Source organism: Paenibacillus sp. 1-8 (genome assembly GCF_056316205.1).
Genome location: NZ_CM149995.1, coordinates 3,825,935 through 3,845,103 on the forward strand (window position 1 = coordinate 3,825,935; position 19,169 = coordinate 3,845,103).

Here is a 19,169-nt window from a genome sequence, read left to right on the forward strand (position 1 = left end):
ACTTGTTATCTTTATTTTAAATTAAAGCTCCACCTAGGCATAACATAAAATAATTATGCCTCATAAGTTAAACTTATGAGGCGTCACGTATCTGCCAATCTACTATACAATGGTCTCTTTCACATACGATAGGAAGCTTTCCGTTAACGTGTTCAGAGATTTGGACGGATATCCCACCACGATTTGAAAATGATGCGGGGAGTTCGTAATGGATAGATATGAGATTCTGTCATCCTGAGTAACTTGAGGCACGTTGGGGAAAAAGGCAACTCCTCTATGCAATTCTACCAGTAAAATCAGCGTTTCCAGCGTAGAAACCTTCTCAATAATACAAGGCTCATAGCCGTCAGCACGGCAATTTTCAATCATCCCTTTCAAAGCCAGAGAGGAAGGTTCTTCACTCAGAAAAATAATTTTTTCATGCTGAAGCTCTTTGGATTCAATCGTTTTCTGATTCACTTTGGGATGCTTTTTCCCCACGCCCAAGAGCATGCTGCCTTTAAATATTGGATACTGTTTGATTTTTTTGTTATTCTCATCAAAGGCGTAATCCGTGGCGAATGCAACATCACAGGTTCCATTACCCAAGGCACTCAACAGGTCGTCAATATTTTTCTTGATAAATGTAATTTCGACCTCCGGGTGCAATTCTTGAAATTTTACAACAATATCCGAAATGAGCTGAATTTCGAAAAAACTGGAATATCCTACTGTAAGGATGCGATTTTGATTTTTATAGGTATGCTGCGCTTTTTGAATGGCATTTTGATATTGGCTCAACATCGTTTTGACGTCTTTATAAAAAACTTGTCCGGCTTCGGTCAGTTGAATGGGATTTATGGTACGATCAAACAGCTTTATATTAAGTTCTTTTTCCAAAGAAGCGATCTGCTGACTGATTGCGGTTTGAGATATATAATGTTTTTTGGCCGCTTGGGTAAAGCTTGAAAGCTCAGCAACGGACACAAAATAATTTAACTTTGTAAGACTCATAGGTTCCTCCTGTAAAAGGCAACAAAATGCATCAAGATTTGAAATTCATAATTTATGTATTCATTATACCTGATCTCAGCTCACCCCTCCCAGGAACTAAAGAAATTTGCTAGTTTGCTTATGATATAATAACGGATATCTTCTAAAAACAAGGCGGCGATAGCATTGCATATAGAACAGCTCTAATATTATTTTGCCATCCGCAAATACAACAGTTTTTCACTGGCAGCCGCTGAATTGTGAGTTACCCAGTCCTCCCTTTCCAAACAGATCAAATCGCTGGAAAACGAATTAAATACCTTACTGTTTGACCGTAAAGACAGAAAAATGGGGATGCTGACGATTGCAAATATACCCGTCATGTCGCAGTAGAGTAGACGCAGACTTGAAAAAGGAACATATGTTCTGTATAATCTAGCTTAGCAATTTGGAAAATCCTGAACTAACGGAGATGCGGACATGGACGATAAATTTATTGAGGAACTACGGGAAATTAGCAGAAACGACAAGCGAAGATCCGAATTTCTTATTAAGGGTATGAAGGAAACACTTCAGGAAAGAAAAGAAAAAAACTTTATCGAAAAATGGATTTGGCGACAAAAAAATAAGAAGCTTATAGCGCGGAAGTTTAAATCCTAGTAGATATAAAAACTGAATCTGCATAGATTTCTACTTTTGTTTAGGTCATAACTCATTTTTAGGAGGCAGAGTCATGATTGAGCTACTAGTCCCAAACGACGATATATTAAATCAAAATCAATTTTTGGCTGATGAAGTTCGATACAATTTGATCCATCGAATTTGTGAGTCAGAAGGGTCAACATGCCTCAAAACGTGTTATCTAAAAGGAACCACCCTATCAGGTGTATGCGGTGATGCCAAAATAGTCGAGAAGTTCACAAATGCTTACGCACAACGTCACGCTGCTCAGGTACATACCCACATGGTCATGGAATCTTATTTCTGCCCTAAATCCACAAAGCCCTCCGGCGTTGAGGGAATGATCCGACAATCCATCCCAGAGGACGTACAGTTAGTTGCCCAGTTTCTAGCTGGTTTTTCAGAAGATGCTTTAGGCAGTTCTGTTGATCCGGTTAGTCAAATATCAGTTGCGGAGGAGACCATCGGGACAGGAAATTTGTATCTTTGGATTGTAAATAACATGCCTGTGTCCATGGCTAATATTGCTCACCGCTCGCCGAGACATGCTCGCATTAATGCTGTGTATACCCCGCCTAATTTGCGAAAGAAAGGTTTTGCCAGCGCAATAGTATCCGAACTATGTTCCATTTTGAAAAATAAGCATTTAGTACCCATGCTATATGCAGATTTAAAAAATTCGGTTTCCAATCAAGTTTATAAAAATATCGGTTTTAAGGAAAGCGGCAAAATTACTGATATTGCGTTTGAATAAGCCTTCTTACTGCAAGAGAGCATATTATTGCTCATTCAAATCAAAGAAGGCCGCAATGTCACCTTCATCACTGGGCCTCCTCTTCACTTATCTATACACTTTACTCCGTAACACCCACTTGTGTTTGAACTGAGGATCTTCGTGTAAGTAAATACGTAGCCACAATAGCTATACCGACCCCTGCTGCTCCAAACCAGGTGATGGAAGACAGCGAAACCTGACCAACAACTACACCGCCAATTCCGGCTCCGGCCGCCATAGCAAGCTGCATTGTAGACTGATTGAGACTCAGCATCACACCGGAAGATTCAGGCACAAGTGTGACCAGATTATATTGTTGAGTAGGTCCAGTTGTCCAGGCTGCGAACGACCAAAGGATCAATAAAGCAAATACTGCGATCAGGGAATGAGCGGCAAAAGGAAGTAAGAGTAAGGAAATACCGTGCAACACCATACCCCCTAATAATGTAAAGGGTATACCCTTTTTATCCGCACTGTACCCACCAATTTTTGACCCGATTAGACTGGCAATTCCGAAGGCGAGCAATACTGAGCTTAGCATATCCTCTCCTACACCTGATACATTCAGCAAATACGGTGAGATGTAAGTATACGCGAGTGAATAACCTCCGAGCCAAAAGAAGGTAATGCCTAATCCCAAAGCAACTTCAGGCTTTTTCAGAAGAGCAAACTGTTGTAGTAAGGGGACAGGTCGATCTCCTTTCAAGCGGGGAATCGTCATAGCAATAACAATTAGGGCAATAATTCCTGTCAAAGCGATACCGAGAAATACGGTTTTCCAGCCATATGCAGAAGATATCATTCTCCCAAGCGGCACCCCAATAATCAGCGAGGCTGTAAAACCCATAGTAACCGTAGCAATAGAACTGGCCTGCTTGCCGGCTGGGGCAATTTTCGCAGCAATGCTCAGTGCTGTAACCACGACCATCCCCGCCCCGAGGGCCATAAGAATACGTGCGGCGATAAACATTCCAAAACCTGGCAGAACATAGGAGAGGACATTGGCTACTGCAAATAATCCGAGGGAACTCAAGAGCAGCTTGCGTCTGTCCCATTTAGCGGTTACTGCCATCAGAATCGGCGTGCCTATCGCGTAAGCAAGAGAAAAGACTGTAATCAGTTGGCCCGCTGCGGACACCGTAATCCCCATGGTTGTCGCAATCTGATCCAAAATGCCTGAGATAATGTATTCGGATGTGCCTACCAAAAAACTAACAATGGCCAAAATATACACTTTCCACGTACTCTGCATTTTTAAATAACGCCTCTTTTCTTATAGTATTTTTATATTTTTACAAATATCGAAATTAAGACTAAAAAAATTTATGTCATCAGGAACGGGGCATATTTCTTCGCTGCTTCCACATCCAAGCTGTAATAAATAAACGTCCCCTCTTTACGGTACGTCAGTAGCCCAGACTCTGCCATTTGCTTCAGGTGATGCGATAGCGTTGAAATAGCTACACTGTTCAGCTTCTCCCCCAGCACGGAGCAGCATTGGTGGCTTTCCTCTTTTAACAAAAGTGCTATTTTGAGACGAGTCGGTTCTCCAAGTGCTTTATATATTTTTACAGCTTGCTGCATCTCCGTCGTATCTTTCACCCTGTTCGGCTCCCTTCTGTTCCAGTCTTAATTTCGATGTTTGTCGAAATAAAGTTATCACAAACATTTGTAAAAGTAAACCCGTTTATTATAAAGGTACAGCTTTTTTACACTCTGTGGTGTGAATGATGGTCTTTCTCATCCTATAAATAATCCCCCATCCATAAAGGATGGAGGGAAAAATGATCTGAGTAGAGAGGGGGAATCATGGAAGCCATGGCGTTAATTCGGACTTGCCGTGGGTCTGACAATAATTTCATTAACATCTACATCCGCTGGCTGCTCCATGGCATACAGAATGGAACGCGCAATGGCATCAGGCGAAATCGAAATACGACGGTACTCTTTCATTCCTTGCCGGGCCTCTTCATCAGAAATACTGTCGGCAAGCTCGGATTCGGTTACTCCCGGTGATATCAGCGTCACACGAATATCTCCACCCACCTCCAAACGTAATCCTTCAGAAATCGCCCGAACTGCATACTTCGTAGCGCAATACACCGCTGCAGTCGGGGTTACACTATACGCACCAATAGAGGCGATATTGATAAACTGACCAAATCCTTGCTTTTTCATGATGGGAAGCCCTGCCGCGATCCCATGCAGAACGCCCCGTATATTTACATCAATCATGCGATCCCATTCCTCTACCTTCAGGGCTTCTAATTTTGAAAGAGGCATCACTCCCGCATTGTTCAAAATTACATCCACACGCCCAAATGTTTTTTCCGCATACTTAATGAACGCTTCCATCTGGTCCCTCCTAGTCACATCCAGTTGCTGATAGTCAGCCGATCCACCTTTAGAACGAATCTCGGATGTCAGAGCCTCCAATCGCTCTGTGCGTCTGGCCCCTAATATCACATGAGCCCCATGGTGAGCAAGTAAACGGGCAGTAGCTTCACCGATCCCACTGCTTGCCCCCGTAATAGCTACGACTTTCCCTTTAATATCCAACATGCTTATTCCTCCTTTAGTTTAAAAATTGACTGAAAAACCATATATAACATTACTTTTTTCCGCTTTGTTGCTCTCCATGACTATTCCACTCCTTAATAATTGTTGTGTCACCTTCATTGGCCTTCACAATCCAAATGGCTGGATTATGTTCTTTCTACCATCGCCATGGACAGTGAACCAGCTAGTATGCTGTTTTTCCTTTTCACTTGTTCATTTGGCATTGTTTCTGTACCCTTATTATGAGACGATAATGTTTTGAGCTGGTAGAAAAATCAGAGCAAATTATTGCCTAATCCTCCAAAGACCCTTAATATGTAATGAAATCCATGTCGGAATCAAAGTATATTTTGAAGTGTAATGAACTACTGAAAAATGAAATCGGGCTACGCTGCAAAGAAGGGATGTGTCATGATGGAGGCAACCAAAATAGAGGGTTCTACCATGGAAAAACAAGCCGAATTGGCAAGGCTTATAGAACGATTTTCAAATCAGGACGGAGTTCTCGCTACAGCCATACCTTCGCTTCACTTCGTCCGAAGTTCAAATACAACCGTTCCGATACATCAAGTCCATGAACCTGCCTTATGTATTGTGGCACAAGGCAGAAAAGTCGTGATGCTCGCAGGGGAAAGTTACCATTACGGCACATCCGACTACCTTGTTGTGTCGGTGGATTTGCCGATTTCCGGGCAGGTCATTCAAGCGTCAGCAGAAGCTCCTTATTTATGTCTCCGGCTCAATTTTGATCCGCATCAGGTTTTGGAACTGATCAAGGAATCTGCTTTTCCCATAAGCCCAATGCCTGGTTCCAGACGAGGCTTGTATGTAAGCCAAACTAACTCTCTACTGCTGGATGCCGTGGTAAGGCTAGTGCATCTTTTGGAAAATCCGCAGGATGTTCCGGTGCTGGCTCCATTAGTCATTCGTGAGATACTGTATAGGATTTTACAGGGTAATCAGGGGGAATCCTTAAAACAACTGGTCATGACCGACAGCCATTCAAACCGGATTGCAGAAGTCATAAAGCGGATTAAGCAGGATTATGATAAGCCGTTACGTATTGAGGAATTGTCCAAACTAGCGAATATGAGTCCTTCGTCACTACATCGTCATTTTAAAGAGGTTACGGCTATGAGCCCAATGCAATATCAAAAACAATTACGTCTACAAGAGTCCCGCCGCCTGTTGTTATCCGAATCAGCGGATGCGGCAGATGTCGGTTTTCAGGTAGGTTACGAGAGTCCCTCACAATTCAGCCGCGAATACGCCCGCTTGTTCGGCCTGCCTCCCATTAGTGATATCAAGCGCTTGCGCATGGATCAAGATCACCCGACTATTTGAACCAGTTGTTAGATGAACTACTGATCCTACTTAACTCTTATCCCAATCATAATGGCAGAATGTAAAAACAGCACAAAAAAGCTGCTTCTCAGGTAAGAGAAGTAGCTGTCATTTTATATACTTCTATGCACGTGGTCATCACTCATTCAGCGTCAATACGGATTATCCAGCTTTACGAACAAGGCTCGAATGACTTCCTTCTCTGCCGTAGTAAGCTTTTGTCCTGCCTGCCATTGTTGAATCTCTTTCTTGACTTCCTTTAGTTCTCTATAGCTGAGAGCATACCCGATGCTTCCTATACCTTGTGTGCGGTTGGTTTTGTCCATATTTGCCAATGCTCGAGTCATCGCAGTTCTGTCTCTTGTAAACAAATCTCCCATAAGACCAGCATAGCTTTCGCTTAAAGCTCCATCCAATCCGTCAGAAGCTCGGATCACATTTGGAAAACTTTCCGATGGAATAAAAGCGCGCTGCCTATACAGATATTCGATGATTTCCAGGCTTAGATGTTCACTGATTTTGTTCAGCTTCCCCCATTGGATACCTGCCAAATGGTCCGTCATGTGATGTACTTTCGCTTCATCACTGAGGGAGGAATCCTTATAAAAGGACAGCACCAGCTCCTCTTTGCTTTGCCGGGTATGCTGCGTATTGGCTGCACTTGGCTTGGGCTTCCCGGCACTTGCTCCAGACGGCGGCGCAGCGTCAGCATGCTTTTCCACCGGATTGGTTGTACACCCTACGGTTACAGCCAGCAATAGTGCAGTACAAGCTACAGAAACGAACACGCTACCTTTTGACATGAATTCACTCTCCTATCCGAACAAACAATGGTAGTTATGATTGCCCAAAATCCACCCATAGCCTACTACGCTTGCGACCGTTCATCCATCGTTATAACGATAGGAAGATTCCATTAGACTTCTACGCGTCACGTCCAACCGTAGGCTTACGGATCACGGAGACGCTCGATTCCCTCACGATCAGACGAGGCTCAAATTGCACACGCTCATAATCCCCAGGTGTCTGTTCCTGAATCCGCTTGAGCAGCAGTTCCGCAGCCAACCGAGCCACCTCTTCCCCCATTATAGAAACTGAGCTGATCTGAGGGGTCGTTACTGTAGCCCACAGATTGTTATCAATACCGACTACAGCAACCTCATCCGGCACTTTTACACCCAAATCCTTAAATCGATTGACGATCCCTATTGCCACCATATCGTTAACCGCATAAATAGCATCCGGCATATGTTTCAAGCTGTAAAAGTAATCGGCTGCACGCAGCCCGGTCTCAAAGGAGAAATCATCGCCAAAATAAACGAGTGAAGGGTCCACATGCTGGAGAGACTGCTCATAAGCGAAGTATCTCTCCTCGATTTTGTCCTTCGCAGCGCCTGCATAGGCAATTCTTGTTCTCCCGATTTTAAGCAAATGCTCCATCACGAGTCTTCCCTCTTGTCGGGCCAGACTGACGATATCCGCTTTAACATCTTCGCCCAGCTTCTTGCCATAGTTAATAATGGACACGGGAACGCTGGCTTTGTTAATCAGATCTACCAACATTTTGGGATACGCCAGCGGCATAATGATGAGCCCGTCTACATGCAGCTTCTTAACTTCACGAACCGTTTCAAGCTCCATTCTGGCATTCCCGGCGGTATTGATTTGCACGACACGGTAACCATGCTGCTTGGCGGCCTGCTCTACGGACCAAGCGATCTCGGGAATAATCGCGTTACGGATATCTGGTACGGCCAGCGCAATTTGGTGTGTCTGACGTACCTTTAGACTCTGCGCCGAGGTGTTGGGTGAAAACCCCATCTCTTCAATCACTTGCAAAATCAAGGCTTTCGTCCTTGGGCTGATGCCCTCACTATCGTTAATAGCTCTAGAGACAGTCGCAATACCGACTCCTGCCCGCTTGGCTACATCCTCTATGGTTACTTTCTTTTGATCTGTCACGCCCAAAATCCTTTCAAGAACGGAATCGTTTTCTGACTTTCCACAATAAAGTCTCAATATTAATATTATACCACAGAATGAGTGTCGAAAAATTGAAGTCGTTTTCTTCTTGTCTCTGCTTCACCTAAAAAATTCGCAAAATCTCTTTGTATAAAGTAACGAGCCAAATATAGCACCGTAGTCACAAGTGATTATATTCACACAAAAATCAAGTGCTTTTTGTATGAAATTGGTTTGACAATGTGTAAAAATTGTGACATATTAATTTTCGGAAACGTTTCCTAATTCATTTGATTTTATAACAATACATGATCATATATTCGTCAAGGAGATGACAGACATGCAAGCATTGAGATGGCATGGAGTAAAAGACTTAAGATTGGAAAACATTGAGCAGCCCGCTGCTCTGGCAGGAAAAGTAAAAATCAAAGTAGAATGGTGCGGCATTTGCGGAAGTGATCTGCATGAATATGTGGCAGGACCGATCTTCATTCCCCAAGATGCTCCTCATCCATTAACTGGTGAAAAGGCTCCTGTCGTCATGGGACATGAATTCTCTGGACAAGTGGTCGAAATCGGCGAAGGTGTAACCAAGATTCAGGTTGGCGACCGTGTGGTCGTAGAACCGATTTTTGCATGTGGAGAATGTGATGCATGTAAACAAGGCAAATATAATCTTTGCGATAAAATGGGCTTCCTCGGCCTGGCAGGCGGCGGCGGTGGATTTTCTGAATATGTCGCAGCCGACGAACACATGGTTCACAAAATTCCAGAAAGCGTATCTTTCGAGCAAGGCGCATTGGTAGAGCCTTCGGCCGTTGCTTTGTATGCTGTCCGTCAAAGCCAACTGAAAGTCGGCGGCAAAGCCGTAGTATTTGGCGCTGGTCCTATCGGATTGCTGGTTATTGAAGCTTTGAAAGCTTCGGGCGCATCTGAGATTTATGCAGTAGAGCTTTCGGAGGAACGTAAAGCTAAAGCTGAAGAGCTGGGTGCTATCGTTATTGATCCTAAAGCTTATGATGTTGTGCAAGAGCTGCACAAACGGACTAACGGCGGCGTAGATGTAGCCTATGAAGTCACTGGAGTACCTCCTGTACTGACTCAAGCGATCGAGTCCACCAAAATCAGCGGACAAATTATGATCGTCAGCATTTTCGAAAAAGAAGCTCCAATCAAGCCTAACAACATCGTTATGAAAGAGCGCAATATGACCGGTATTATCGGTTACCGTGATGTGTTCCCGGCTGTCATCAGCCTGATGGAAAAAGGGTATTTCCCTGCGGACAAGCTGGTTACCAAACGTATTAAGCTCGATGAAGTGATTGAACACGGTTTTGAAGCTCTGCTGAAAGAGAAAAATCAGGTTAAAATCCTCGTATCTCCGCAATCTTAATCTAAAAAGCAAACTCAGATGTCTGCTCTATGCAGGCATCTTCTTTATAAAAAAACGCTCTCCTTCCTGCGACATACTGTCGTCAAGATGAGTAGCGTTTTTTGATTACCGTTTGGATTACTGAGTTACATTTTTCAGAACATCGTCAATCATTTGACTGTTTGCAATTGTACCTGTATACAACCAGCTGGAATCCTTACCAAAATCGTATACATGGCCTTCTTTAACGGCTGGAATTCCCGCCCATACAGGATCTTTTACAATATCTTCTTTACTTACGTTCTTGCTGTTCACGATAAAGATATAATCCGCATCCAGCTCGGCCAGCTTCTCAAGCGATAAATTACTCCAGTTCGCCTTAGCCGTTTTTGAAATCTCCTGTACAACTTGTGGAATCTTGAATCCCAAATCCTTATACAATACATCACCGCTGGATAGATTCTGGTTTACGACATACACGTTTTTATCCGTTACCCATAATGCCGCCGCAGTTTTTTGTCCCACCGTCTGACTCAGCTTGGCTTTAGCCTCTGCTGCTTTTTTGTCGTAGTTGCTCAATGCCTGCTTCGCTTCATTGCTCTTATTCAACACCTCACCCACGGTCAGCAGCTCTTGACGCCAATCATTGTTCATATTACTGCCTACCACGTAGGTTGGAGCAATTTTAGAGTATTGATTATATTTGTCGCCTTCCACCATGCTCGCACTGTCCATAATGATTAAATCAGGCTTGAAGTTCAGAACCGCCTCAAACGGAAGATCTGAAGCGATGGTAGGAACGTCCTTCAGTTCTTTTTGCAGGTAACCTTGAACTGAATTCTTACCTACCGACCATTGGGCTACGGGTTTAACACCCAGCGCAACCAGATGATCCTCCAGATAAGAAGCGATCACACGCTGAGGCTGAGCCGGAACTTTCACCTCATGTCCAAGTGCATCTTTCAGCACCCTTTCCTGTGATGTTGGTTCCGCTGATGTATTATTGTTCCCTTGCGAAGCGCCATCCGTTCCCGTAGGACTGGATGTGCCTGAGCACGCGCTGAGCAACAGGGTAAAACTAAGCAATAAAATAAATGCCATGGAATGCCTTGCGTTTCTATTCATTCGTAAAATCCCTTCATTATAATTTTGATAATGATTATTATCCTCAATAACAGTATGCAGGGCGCCACTTATCGAATCAATGGAACATTCAGACATGCTTAATGGATTATCCAGACGCGTATCACTCACAAAAGCAGATGAATATAAGCTATTCCGATAATGAACCGGGGATACGCCAGTATGTTTTTTGAATGCCCGGCTAAAGAAATAGACATCCGGGTACCCCACACTGGCAGCGATATCCTGTAGAGTGGCATCCGTCTTCCGCAAAAGCTCCTTTGCCTTGTCCATTCGCAGCTGGATCAAGTACATGATCGGGCTACAATCCGTTTGTTTTTTAAATAACCGGGTCAGATGTCTCGGACTGCATTCCAACAATCCGGCCAAACGTTCCAGCGTTATGGACTCCGCATAATGGACCTGCATAAATCGAATCGCCTGTGTCACGATATCCCGCGCGGAAGTCCGAGCCTTCGGTTCCTGCAATTGCCGCATACATTCATATGCAAAATCATAGAACCGACCCTGAGCCTGTATCTTGGATAGCGCCTCTTGATCCTGCCATGCGTGCTCCAGTAGTTGCAGCTTTTGATACAGTATAACCGGATAGAGCGGTACAAAACCATGAGCTAGCGAAGGATGATTATACACCGTGTGTCCCGATAGAGAAGTCGCTTTATATAGTACAAGGATATATTCTATCCCGCATTTCGAGGGTTTCATATTCAGTTCAAAGCCTTTGCTGCCATGCAGTACGTACCCTGAATGTGGCGTATCCTTCCAATCACCAGCCAATTGCACGCTACCCTGTAGCACAAAAACAAAAGCATGCGCTGGAAGACGATACGGTTGAAGCAGCTCTTCCGACTCCAGTCGAATGTGCCGGACATCCATGACACGGATCGACGAATGGAGCCATACGGATAACAGCTTGTTCAGCTCTTCAACCTCACGCCCCTTGCCCGTCCCGGTGTGGGAACCTGTCTGCTTTTTCCGATCCTGCTTCACTTGTCAAAGCCTCCGCTCATAAATACCATACTATTTTTCCAAACCAACCTCATTATATATCATCTTCTACTTCGTCTACCATGAGACAAATAATCCTGCTCGAATTCCTGCTCGAAACAAGGCGAATAAATCATTTCCATGGTACAATTTGTATAATACAAGATTTAAAATACATAGGAGGTTGACAGCATGAGTGGTTCAAAAATGGTATTAAGTACAGGAGCTAATGCTCCTTTAGGCACAGAAGAGATAGTGCGGGTAAAAATTACATGGGAGCATGCGCCAGCCGAACTGGATGTTAGCTGTTTTATGGTAGGAACAAACGGAAAGGTTTCCTCAGATGACTATTTCATTTTTTACAATCAACCCGCTGACCCGCATGGCCATGTACGGTTACAGCGCCCGAATGATAAAACCACTGAGTTTACTATAGCGCTCAAAGAACTGGAACGAACTGGAGTGGAAAAATGTGTGTTTGCCGCCACACTGGACGGTCCAGGTACTTTTGCCAATGTGGTTGGCTGTACATTGACCGTTCAAGGAATGCAGGTACATATCGTCTATAGTATTACCGAGGCCACCGAAGAAACGTCACTCGTATTCGCTGAAATATATCGTCATACATCTGGCTTCAAGCTCCGCGCAGTTGGACGCGGTTTCAATGGAGGACTGAAACCGCTTGCCGAGGCTCATGGTGTCACCGTAGAGGAAACGGAATCGCCAGCAGCACCGTCAGCTGATCAAGCCGGCGTGAAGGGGCCTTCTCCTGTGAATGGAAGAATTAATCTGCTTAAACAGAAGGTACAAATTTCACTCCAAAAGAAGCAGATAGACCGTGAAAAAGCACGAGTAGCGGTTGTATTAGACGCTTCTGCTTCCATGGCGAAACTGTACTCTAAGGGAACCGTGCAAAAAGCCTTCGAACGTGTTCTGGCTGTATCGGCCTGCATGGATGATGACGGTGAAATGGACGTATGGTTTTTTGCGAACAAAGCCAAACGCGCTCCAAGCGTCACAGAACGGGATTACGAGAATTACGTAAAACGAAATTTCCCAGAAATCGGATACGGAAATATAGGATTTGGTAACAATGAGCCTGAAGTGATAGAGGATATTATTTTAAAATATACAAAAGAGGTACCAAATGAAACAATCCCGACCTACATTATCTTTTTCAGTGACGGTGGCGTATATGAAACGAAAAAAATATCAAAGTTGCTGATCAAGTGCTCGAAAACTCCGATTTTCTGGCAATTTGTTGGTCTTGGTCATGCTGATTTCGGAGTCCTTCAAAAGTTGGATAATCTGCGCGGTCGCGTAGTGGATAATGCAGATTTCTTTGCCTTGGATGACATTGACTCCGTGACAGACGCAGAATTGTACGACCGTCTGCTGAATGAGTTTCCTGGTTGGCTCAAGCAAGTGCGGGCTAAAGGAATATTGCGGAGCTAATCCTTCACCGCAATGCGATACTCCTACATGATCACTTAAATATCCGCCAAGCAGAGCAATAAAAGGCACAATGACCGCAGATAGAGCAATCGTCAGCGCCATCATTCTGCCTCTTAACTGCTCTTCTACACATTTCTCTTCAGGTATCCCCCCCCATTTTAGTCATAGTAGAATTATATATGGTTAACTCCTTGCCAAATCCTATTTCTTTCATTTCCTAATTGGATATTTTCATGTAGTATAAACCTAATTGAAGCAACCCTGTTTGGGCTATGCTGAAGCTATTGACTTTATGAAGGAGGATTTCAGATTGAAATCAAATGAAGCCACTTTGCACAAAAAACTGCTCCCTAGGCATATTACCTTTATGGCTATGGGTGGAGTCATCGGGACCGGTATTTTTAAAGGAAGTACCGAATCGATCAGCCTGGCGGGGCCTGGAGTCATTCTATCCTATGTCTTCGCTGGACTCCTGCTCCTGGTCGTCATGGGCGCAATTGCCGAGATGGCTACCGTCTACCCCAACATGAATATGAAGGATTTTATTCGCAAAGCTTTTGGAGAACGACTGTCCTTTATCATCGGCTGGTTGTATTGCTTCATGTGGCTGGCCGTCTGCATCATTGAGGTCATTGCAGCGGGAAGCTTCCTTCAATACTGGTTACCAGACGTTCCCTTATGGGTACTCAGTTTAGTGAGTGCGGCCTTCATTATTGTGGTCAACATGCTGAGTGTCGGCGGTTTCGGGGAGCTTGAATTTTGGCTTGCGGGTATTAAAATTGCCATGATTATCATCTTTATTGCATTGGGTGGGTGTATCCTGTTCGGCATTATCCCAACTGAAACCCCGCCTTATCTGAGCAATTACGTCCAGCACGGCGGATTTCTCCCCAATGGCTGGCTGGCTATTTTCTCGGCGCTGCTGGTGGTTACCTTCTCCTACGGAGGGTCGGAGCTGATTGGTCTGACGTTAACAGAAACAGAAAATCCGGAAAAGGTACTTCCGAAGGTGGTTAAAAGCTTTATTTTTCGCGTTATATTGTTCTATACGCTGCCGATTCTTATCATTTGCGGCTTGATTCCCTGGAATCAACTGGATGCGAATACCAGCCCATTCGTACAGGTGCTGTCTTCGGCAGGACTCCAAGGCTCGGCCCATGTCATGAACTTTATCTTGATCACCGCCGTACTGTCTGCCGCCAATTCAGGGATTTACGGGGCTACACGTATGTTGCATTCGCTGGCAGTCAACGGAGAAGGTCCTAAATCACTCGCGCGGGTATCCTCGAATGGGGTTCCGGTGAACAGTCTCAAATGGTGTGCCGTGATCCTGATTGTCGGTTCGATGGTCGCTTATATTGATCAGGACGGACTGTTCCGTATTCTGATGGCCGTACCGGGCTTTGTCGTTTTGCTCGTCTGGAGTTGTATTTGTCTGTCCCAGTTGAAGCTGCGCAAATCTTATCCGGTGGAGCCAAGCTTCAAAATATGGGGATTTCCTTATATCACAGCGATAACAGTCGGATGCCTGTGGGTGATTGCATTCCTGTTCTTGCTTGATCCGCAAAATCGCATCAGTATCAGCGTATGCGTGGCTTTCATGGCATTTCTGATCATCTGGTCTTTGGTGAAGTTCCGGAGAAAGCAGGCGTAAACAGCTCATGATTCAAGCGTATCTGTTTCCTGTTTCTTATGCCTTTCTCGCCTTTCCCTTTGCCGCATTGCTGTTTACGCTACCTTTTCTGATCGTACAGTACCGCAGGCATGGTTATATCCATAAAACGAGAGCATTGCTGCTTTACCTGTTGCTTTTATACTTAATGAATGCTTTCTTTCTGGTGATTTTGCCGCTTCCGGCATCGCGTCATAATACGGCGTTAACCGGAGGCGCATTGCAGCTAATGCCCTTGCAGTTCATTCACGACATTATCAGGGAGACTTCCGTCTCTCCCTCCCAACCCTCCAGCTATCTGCATTTGCTGAAGGAACGCGCTTTTCTCCAGGTCGTTTTTAACGTTCTTATGACTGTGCCTTTCGGTATGTTCTTACGTTATTATTTCCGTGCGCGGTGGGGATGGTGTCTGATCCTGTCCTTTGGCCTTTCCCTCTTCTTTGAGATGACGCAGCTAACAGGACTATACGGATTTTTTGACCATGCGTATCGTGTGTTCGATGTGGACGATCTGATGGCAAATACATTGGGCGGCTTGCTTGGCTTTCTTTTGGGCGAATGGTTTTCGCGTTTTCTCCCGCGTCTGGAGCATCTGGACAAGCATTTGGACATCACAACCAAGCGAGTGTCCTATACCAGACGGGGTGTAGCCTTTTTCGTGGATTCCATCATATGGACAGGTCTGCTAGGTGTTATGGAATACCTCCAAGTGCCCGCCGCCTTCTGGGTATCCAGTGGAGTATACTTCATGCTAATTCCTTACCTGACGAATGGACGCACTCCCGGAAAATGGCTGGTGCGTATACATCTTGCGGGGGCAGGAAAACGTATTTCCCTGTGGGAGCTCATGAAGCGCTACAGCCTCTTGTACTGGTTGTATTTCGGGATGAATTACGTGCTGGGTGGACCCGTGCTTTGGCCTCAAGTCCCTCCATGGGCGAGTGTTCTGATCAGCCTGATACTGTTGGTCATTAACGGGTGCTTCTTTTTCCATCTGGTTATACGCCTGTTCAGGAAAGACCTGTTATTTTATGAGAAGCTTAGCCATACTGCCCACCGGATTACATGGCCCAAGCGACTTCGTAGCCCTCTGCCTGAGGCTACTGAACCTGCCAATACATCGGAAAGCTAATATAGTGATACGACAGCAAAAAACAGGCGAAGCAAAGGAACATTCCTTTGTCCGCCTGTTTTTTTATATTGCGAATAGATAATAACTCGTTTCTTTTACTTCCACTGTGCAATTTGATCAATGGGCAAACGAGTCGATGGATGACCATTGTTAATTCCTTTACCCATGGAAATGAGCATCACAGGCACATAACGATCTTTTTCAAGACCAAAGGCTTCAGCGATTCTGCTCTTGTCGTATCCACCGATTGCATTCGTATCGTAACCGTGAGCGCGTGCCACCAGCATCAACTGCATGGAAACCAGACCACCGTCGATCAAAACTGTTTCCCTGTTGATTGCTGGGTCCAGTTTCGCAAAATGGGCTCCTACTTGTTCCTGTTGCATTTCTTTAACATCTTTTGACATATAGCCCAATTCAACAGCTTCTCCGAAAATTTGCTCGAAATTATCAAAGTTGTTCAAATCCCCGAACACGGCAATAACTGCCGAAGAAGTCTCTACTTGGCGTTGATTAAAGCTCGCGAGGGGTGCCAACGTTGCTTTACCTTCCGGGCTGTCAATGACGAGGAAGCGCCAAGGCTGCAGGTTGATGGAAGATGGAGCGCGTGTCGCTTCGGTCAAAATCTCTGTCATTTCCTCGCGGCTAATCTTCACGGACGGATCGTATACTTTTACAGAACGACGGCCCAGTGCGATTTCTTTAAAATCATTGGTTTTAACAATATTGGATGTGTTCGTATTACTCATTCAAATCTCTCCTTGTTTACCCTATGGGTAAAATGTAATTGGGGTCAGTCCATATCGGACATATGACCATTCATAACTTGCAGCATATCGGCTAGCTGGTGCCGCTGGGCCTCGTCGAAGCTTTGGAGCAACCGGGTCACAAACTGCGAGCGTTCCTGTCTAAAAGTAATAATACGCTCACGTCCATAATCGGTCAGACTAACCAGCGTAACCCTGTTGTCCTCCGGCTTGGTTCGTCGTGTGACTATCGCTGTCGCTTCAAGCTGCTTCAAATGGCGGGTTACGGCTGCACCGTCGATGCCAACCTCTTTTTGCAGCAAGGTCTGGCTGATCTCATCCACCTGATACAACTTGCACAATAACTGTAATCTGGATGCACTGACTCCTGCACTACGCTCAAACTTGGAGCTAATCTGCTTGCTCAACAGCAACAGCATGTCAAAAATATAGTCAGCCTCGGGTGATGTCTGGGTGATTGCAATCTCTCCTCCCTTAAGCATGTCACTGGGCTTGACGATCCAACCTTTGATCTATCAATTATTGATCTATCAAGTAATATACATCCTCTTTGAATATAAATCAAGCCCCTGTGAAAAATAAAGTGACTCTTATCAAATAAAAGCCGAGCACCCCCGCAAGGGGCACTCAGCTTCTTCTTGTATAGCTTACTTATGTGATAACTCATACACTCCACTTATACAATAGCAGATCTGGAGAGCCATACAGACAACGCTATTCAGCTTCTCTTGCTCTTTCCATCCGTTAAATGATGCCGTGAGACAGCATAGCATCTGCCACACGAACAAATCCGGCGATGTTCGCCCCTACAACCAGATTCCCAGGTACGCCGTATTCCTCAGCCGCCTTCACGCTATTCGCATAGATGTTCTTCATAATATCATGCAGCTTGGCATCCACTTCCTCAAAGGTCCATGACAGGCGCATGCTGTTCTGTGACATTTCGAGCGCGGAAACCGCGACCCCGCCTGCATTTGCCGCTTTGGCTGGCCCAAACAGCACCCCATTGCCCAAAAATACTTCAATGGCCTGTAGCGTGGATGGCATATTCGCACCTTCACCCACTGCTTTTACGCCATTGCTCACCAGCAATTGTGCTGCGTGCTCGTCAATTTCGTTTTGTGTGGCGCATGGCAGTGCGATATCACATGGAATCGACCAGATACCGGAATAGCCCTCCGTATATATTGCGCCCGGACGCTCTTTGGTATACTCGCTAATGCGCAGTCGATTCACTTCTTTAAGCTGCTTCACCAGATTCAGATCAATGCCGGCCGGATCATAGATGTAGCCATTCGAGTCACTACAGGCAACGACTGTAGCGCCGAACTGCTGTGCTTTTTCAATCGCATAAATGGATACGTTACCCGAACCCGACACGACCACACGTTTACCCTCAAAGGACGAGCCTTGGGCATGCAGCATTTCATTTACAAAATACACGCAACCGTATCCAGTCGCTTCTGTACGTGTAAGACTGCCCCCGTAATGAATTCCTTTACCTGTGAGGACGCCGCCTTCATGTCCCCCGCGAATCCGTTTGTATTGCCCGAACATGTAACCGATCTCACGCCCGCCTACACCAATATCTCCTGCCGGAACGTCGGTATCCGGGCCAATATATTTATACAGCTCGGTCATGAAGCTTTGTGTAAAGCGCATGACTTCGTTATCTGATTTCCCTTTGGGATCAAAATCGGAGCCGCCTTTACCGCCGCCAATCGGAAGACCTGTCAGGGCGTTTTTGAAAATTTGCTCAAAACCCAAAAATTTGACGATTCCCAGATACACAGACGGATGAAAACGGATTCCACCTTTGTAAGGACCGATGGCACTATTAAATTGTACTCGGAAGCCGCGATTGACCTGTACGTTCCCTGCGTCGTCTACCCAAGGCACACGGAAGGTAATAACCCGTTCCGGCTCCACAAGCCGTTCCAAAAGCCCCTGCTGCATATACTTGGGATGCTTAGCCAGTACCGGAACCAGCGAATCCAATATTTCCTTGACGGCCTGATGAAATTCATTCTCATGAGGATTGCGAGCGATAACCTTCTCAAAAACGGACTGCACATATTCGGCTGCTGCCTGTTGACTCTGCTCTGAACGGATAATGGTCACTTTTCTAAAACACTCCTTTTATATTTGGTTGCTCTATTGAGAGAACGGAACGGATTCATTCCGTATTCTTGAGAGTGTGATTTTATGTATTCATAAAATTTAGTTAACTATACATGATTTTTAATAAAAATACATCAAATTTACTCATAAAAAAATTTTGGCCCCTTCATCAAATATCTCTATGAATCTATCATTCCTTGTCATATTATTAAACCAAAATCCCTTGA

16 protein-coding genes and 1 pseudogene are annotated in these 19,169 nt (G+C 45.0%); 7 read left to right on the plus strand and 10 right to left on the minus strand.

The features are described 5' to 3' along the window. Window positions 1–102: 102 nt before the first annotated feature. A complete protein-coding gene (locus AC0WRU_RS17540) occupies window positions 103–993 on the minus strand; it encodes a LysR family transcriptional regulator (RefSeq protein WP_476125736.1) in 891 nt (296 codons plus the stop codon). A 255-nt stretch (window positions 994–1,248) separates the two neighbouring features. Between AC0WRU_RS17540 and AC0WRU_RS17545 the strand changes: the two are divergent. Next, a pseudogene (locus AC0WRU_RS17545) lies at window positions 1,249–1,365 on the plus strand (helix-turn-helix domain-containing protein); the annotation flags it as partial. 340 nt (window positions 1,366–1,705) lie between these two features. Next, the gene (locus AC0WRU_RS17550; RefSeq protein ID WP_476125737.1) at window positions 1,706–2,407 is read left to right on the plus strand and encodes a GNAT family N-acetyltransferase; all 702 of its coding nucleotides are present in this window, start codon (window positions 1,706–1,708) and stop codon (window positions 2,405–2,407) included. Between the two features lie 100 nt (window positions 2,408–2,507). Here the strand turns inward: AC0WRU_RS17550 and AC0WRU_RS17555 are convergent, their stop codons facing one another. The 3 genes from AC0WRU_RS17555 to AC0WRU_RS17565 all read right to left on the minus strand — a co-directional run bounded on the left by AC0WRU_RS17555 (window position 2,508) and on the right by AC0WRU_RS17565 (window position 4,990). Continuing rightward, window positions 2,508–3,680 (minus strand): MFS transporter, encoded by a 1,173-nt coding sequence (locus AC0WRU_RS17555; RefSeq protein ID WP_476125738.1) that lies wholly within the window; start codon window positions 3,678–3,680, stop codon window positions 2,508–2,510. Between the two features lie 71 nt (window positions 3,681–3,751). Beyond that, a complete protein-coding gene (locus tag AC0WRU_RS17560) occupies window positions 3,752–4,030 on the minus strand; it encodes an ArsR/SmtB family transcription factor (RefSeq protein WP_025682845.1) in 279 nt (92 codons plus the stop codon). Between the two features lie 222 nt (window positions 4,031–4,252). After that, a complete protein-coding gene (locus AC0WRU_RS17565; RefSeq protein ID WP_444956465.1) occupies window positions 4,253–4,990 on the minus strand; it encodes an SDR family oxidoreductase in 738 nt (245 codons plus the stop codon). 411 nt (window positions 4,991–5,401) lie between these two features. On the opposite strand from AC0WRU_RS17565, the gene AC0WRU_RS17570 reads away from it, so the two are divergent. Next, complete coding sequence (locus AC0WRU_RS17570; protein ID WP_476128669.1) at window positions 5,402–6,331, plus strand: AraC family transcriptional regulator; 930 nt, start codon at window positions 5,402–5,404, stop codon at window positions 6,329–6,331. Between the two features lie 152 nt (window positions 6,332–6,483). Here AC0WRU_RS17570 and AC0WRU_RS17575 read toward each other — a convergent pair whose 3' ends face one another. Both AC0WRU_RS17575 and AC0WRU_RS17580 read right to left on the minus strand, forming a co-directional pair. Next, on the minus strand, window positions 6,484–7,134 hold the full coding sequence (locus AC0WRU_RS17575; RefSeq protein WP_476125739.1) for a hypothetical protein: 651 nt from the start codon (window positions 7,132–7,134) through the stop codon (window positions 6,484–6,486). A gap of 121 nt (window positions 7,135–7,255) precedes the next feature. Continuing rightward, window positions 7,256–8,293, minus strand: coding sequence for a LacI family DNA-binding transcriptional regulator (locus AC0WRU_RS17580; protein ID WP_025682849.1), 1,038 nt, complete (start codon window positions 8,291–8,293; stop codon window positions 7,256–7,258). A 340-nt stretch (window positions 8,294–8,633) separates the two neighbouring features. Between AC0WRU_RS17580 and AC0WRU_RS17585 the strand changes: the two genes are divergently transcribed. Next, on the plus strand, window positions 8,634–9,686 hold the full coding sequence (locus tag AC0WRU_RS17585; protein ID WP_476125740.1) for a 2,3-butanediol dehydrogenase: 1,053 nt from the start codon (window positions 8,634–8,636) through the stop codon (window positions 9,684–9,686). Window positions 9,687–9,803: 117 nt separating this feature from the next. On the opposite strand, the gene AC0WRU_RS17590 is transcribed toward AC0WRU_RS17585, so the two are convergent. Continuing rightward, entirely contained in the window at window positions 9,804–11,798 is a 1,995-nt protein-coding gene (locus AC0WRU_RS17590; protein WP_476125741.1) for an ABC transporter substrate-binding protein, read from the minus strand. Between the two features lie 189 nt (window positions 11,799–11,987). Between AC0WRU_RS17590 and AC0WRU_RS17595 the strand changes: the two genes are divergently transcribed. The 3 genes from AC0WRU_RS17595 to AC0WRU_RS17605 all read left to right on the plus strand — a co-directional run bounded on the left by AC0WRU_RS17595 (window position 11,988) and on the right by AC0WRU_RS17605 (window position 16,054). Beyond that, window positions 11,988–13,250, plus strand: coding sequence for a VWA domain-containing protein (locus AC0WRU_RS17595; RefSeq protein ID WP_476125742.1), 1,263 nt, complete (start codon window positions 11,988–11,990; stop codon window positions 13,248–13,250). A 310-nt stretch (window positions 13,251–13,560) separates the two neighbouring features. Further along, window positions 13,561–14,904, plus strand: coding sequence for an amino acid permease (locus AC0WRU_RS17600; protein ID WP_476125743.1), 1,344 nt, complete (start codon window positions 13,561–13,563; stop codon window positions 14,902–14,904). Between the two features lie 7 nt (window positions 14,905–14,911). Then, window positions 14,912–16,054 carry a VanZ family protein gene (locus tag AC0WRU_RS17605; RefSeq protein WP_476125744.1) on the plus strand — a complete coding sequence of 381 codons (1,143 nt, stop codon included), beginning with the start codon at window positions 14,912–14,914 and terminating at the stop codon, window positions 16,052–16,054. A gap of 95 nt (window positions 16,055–16,149) precedes the next feature. Here the strand turns inward: AC0WRU_RS17605 and AC0WRU_RS17610 are convergent, their stop codons facing one another. From AC0WRU_RS17610 to gdhA, 3 genes are all read right to left on the minus strand, one after another. After that, a complete protein-coding gene (locus tag AC0WRU_RS17610; protein WP_476125745.1) occupies window positions 16,150–16,803 on the minus strand; it encodes a nitroreductase family protein in 654 nt (217 codons plus the stop codon). A gap of 44 nt (window positions 16,804–16,847) precedes the next feature. Then, complete coding sequence (locus AC0WRU_RS17615; protein WP_476128670.1) at window positions 16,848–17,240, minus strand: MarR family winged helix-turn-helix transcriptional regulator; 393 nt, start codon at window positions 17,238–17,240, stop codon at window positions 16,848–16,850. A gap of 325 nt (window positions 17,241–17,565) precedes the next feature. Beyond that, complete coding sequence (gene gdhA, locus AC0WRU_RS17620; protein ID WP_476125746.1) at window positions 17,566–18,942, minus strand: NADP-specific glutamate dehydrogenase; 1,377 nt, start codon at window positions 18,940–18,942, stop codon at window positions 17,566–17,568. Between the last annotated feature and the right edge of the window lie 227 nt (window positions 18,943–19,169).

Bases quoted from the DNA above. Each gene is read 5' to 3' on its own strand.
- AC0WRU_RS17540 (WP_476125736.1), bottom strand. From the start codon at position 993: ATGAGTCTTACAAAGTTAAATTATTTTGTGTCCGTTGCTGAGCTTTCA.
- AC0WRU_RS17550 (WP_476125737.1), top strand. From the start codon at position 1,706: ATGATTGAGCTACTAGTCCCAAACGACGATATATTAAATCAAAATCAA.
- AC0WRU_RS17555 (WP_476125738.1), bottom strand. From the start codon at position 3,680: ATGCAGAGTACGTGGAAAGTGTATATTTTGGCCATTGTTAGTTTTTTG.
- AC0WRU_RS17565 (WP_444956465.1), bottom strand. From the start codon at position 4,990: ATGTTGGATATTAAAGGGAAAGTCGTAGCTATTACGGGGGCAAGCAGT.
- AC0WRU_RS17570 (WP_476128669.1), top strand. From the start codon at position 5,402: ATGGAGGCAACCAAAATAGAGGGTTCTACCATGGAAAAACAAGCCGAA.
- AC0WRU_RS17575 (WP_476125739.1), bottom strand. From the start codon at position 7,134: ATGTCAAAAGGTAGCGTGTTCGTTTCTGTAGCTTGTACTGCACTATTG.
- AC0WRU_RS17585 (WP_476125740.1), top strand. From the start codon at position 8,634: ATGCAAGCATTGAGATGGCATGGAGTAAAAGACTTAAGATTGGAAAAC.
- AC0WRU_RS17595 (WP_476125742.1), top strand. From the start codon at position 11,988: ATGAGTGGTTCAAAAATGGTATTAAGTACAGGAGCTAATGCTCCTTTA.
- AC0WRU_RS17605 (WP_476125744.1), top strand. From the start codon at position 14,912: ATGATTCAAGCGTATCTGTTTCCTGTTTCTTATGCCTTTCTCGCCTTT.
- AC0WRU_RS17610 (WP_476125745.1), bottom strand. From the start codon at position 16,803: ATGAGTAATACGAACACATCCAATATTGTTAAAACCAATGATTTTAAA.
- AC0WRU_RS17615 (WP_476128670.1), bottom strand. From the start codon at position 17,240: ATGCTGTTGCTGTTGAGCAAGCAGATTAGCTCCAAGTTTGAGCGTAGT.